Source organism: Pelotomaculum isophthalicicum JI, assembly GCF_029478095.1.
Lineage (GTDB): Bacteria > Bacillota > Desulfotomaculia > Desulfotomaculales > Pelotomaculaceae > Pelotomaculum_D > Pelotomaculum_D isophthalicicum.
On the sequence record NZ_JAKOAV010000081.1, the window covers coordinates 1 to 1,841 of the forward strand.

At 49.0% G+C, this 1,841-nt stretch carries 1 protein-coding gene; it reads left to right on the top strand.

Going from position 1 to position 1,841, the window contains the following annotated elements; all coding sequences use genetic code 11:
- The first annotated feature begins 548 nt into the window (after positions 1 to 548).
- A complete protein-coding gene (gene ltrA / locus L7E55_RS17480) occupies positions 549 to 1,796 on the top strand; it encodes a group II intron reverse transcriptase/maturase (RefSeq protein WP_277445641.1) in 1,248 nt (415 codons plus the stop codon).
- Positions 1,797 to 1,841 lie beyond the last annotated feature (45 nt).

The following is a 1,841-nucleotide window of genomic DNA, read 5'->3' on the forward strand; positions in this document are numbered from 1 at the left end:
GTGCGCCACGAAGGCGCATTTATGCAGCCTGAGTGGCTGCAAAGATGCAGCTATGCTGCACAGAAGATGAGGGTAGGCCCCTCGGAATCGCTATGCAGGTAGAGAGTCCAAGCCACCTTAAGCTGCCTTGGTCAAAAGCCACGGTAGTGAGCGTTAAGGAAAAGGCGAGGCTTCGATCTCGTCAGGTAAGTGCTAGGGAGACGAACACAATGAACCACTGATAACGTGTCGAAAGCGTAGGGACGTCATCAAAACCAGGGGGTAGTCGTTAACCTGGGATAAATCTGGAAGAAACCTGTTTACTGGCCAGATGGTGACCGGCATGAAGGTGGCGTGAACTTAGCACAGGCTTCTGTGTAGAACGTGGGAACCTACGACTTCGATGTTAAGGGAGAAATTCAAGTGGAAGACCCACAAGGATGAGAGTACCGATGCGAAGTATAGGGGCGGAATAACCCGTAGTAGTGATGAAGCTCCTGTAATGGGAGGGGAGCGAAGGGGTTGTGTTATCCAGTTTTGAACAATGGTCAACCGAAAGGGAGGAGCCAATGAACAAAACAAAGTCCTATGAAATCTCCAAGCATGTAGTGCTGGAGGCATTCCAGAGAGTAAAAGCAAATAAGGGTGCTGCAGGAATAGATGATGAAAGCCTGGAAGCATTCGAGGCAGACTTGAAAAACAACCTTTATAAGATTTGGAACAGGATGTCTTCCGGAAGCTATTTTCCTCCACCGGTTAAAGCAGTGGAGATACCGAAGAAAACCGGGGGAAAGCGTATACTTGGCGTGCCTACCGTGGCCGACAGGGTTGCGCAGATGGTAGCGAAAATCTATTTTGAGCCACAAGTGGAACCATACTTCCACCCGGATTCTTATGGGTATCGGCCGGGAAAGTCAGCTGCCGATGCCCTGGCGGTAACACGGCAAAGATGTTGGAGGTATGACTGGTTACTGGAATTTGACATCAAGGGGCTGTTTGACAATATTGACCACGAATTGCTGATGAAAGCTGTCCGCAAGCATACGGACAATCCGTGGGTTATCCTCTACATCCAAAGATGGTTAAAGGCACCGTTTCAGATGCCTGATGGTACAGTCAAGGAACGGACAAAAGGAACGCCCCAAGGAGGAGTCATAAGTCCGGTTCTAGCCAATCTATTCCTCCACTATGCGTTCGACAAGTGGATGGACAGGAACCATCCGGACAAGCCGTTTGCACGGTACGCCGATGATGCAGTGGCGCACTGCCGAAGCAAGGAGGATGTTGAGAAACTTCGGGATAGTCTGGATAAGCGTTTCAAGGAATGCGGGTTGGAACTTCATCCCACGAAGACACGCATTGTCTATTGTAAGGATGACGACAGACGAGGTAACTACCCCGATACAACATTTGACTTTCTGGGATATACATTCCGACCAAGAAGGTCAAAGAGCAAACATGGGAAGTATTTCATCAACTTCACACCTGCGGTAAGTAATAAGGCTAAAAAGGCTATGCGGCAAACGATTCATGACTGGCGCATGCATCTAAAGCCAGATAAAACCCTTGAGGACCTGTCACACATGTTTAATCCTGTATTAAGGGGATGGGTCAACTACTATGGGCGCTTTTACAAATCGGAAATGTACTCAGTACTTAGGCACATGAATCGAGCGTTAGTCCGCTGGGCAAGACGAAAATACAAGAAACTTTCCAGACATCAGCGTCGGGCAAATAACTGGCTCGGTAAGATAGCCAGACGCGAACCAAAACTGTTCGTACACTGGCAAATGGGAATTTTTCCTGGGGCTGGATAATGGGAGCCGGATGAGCTGAGAGGTTCACGTCCGGTTCTGAGAGGG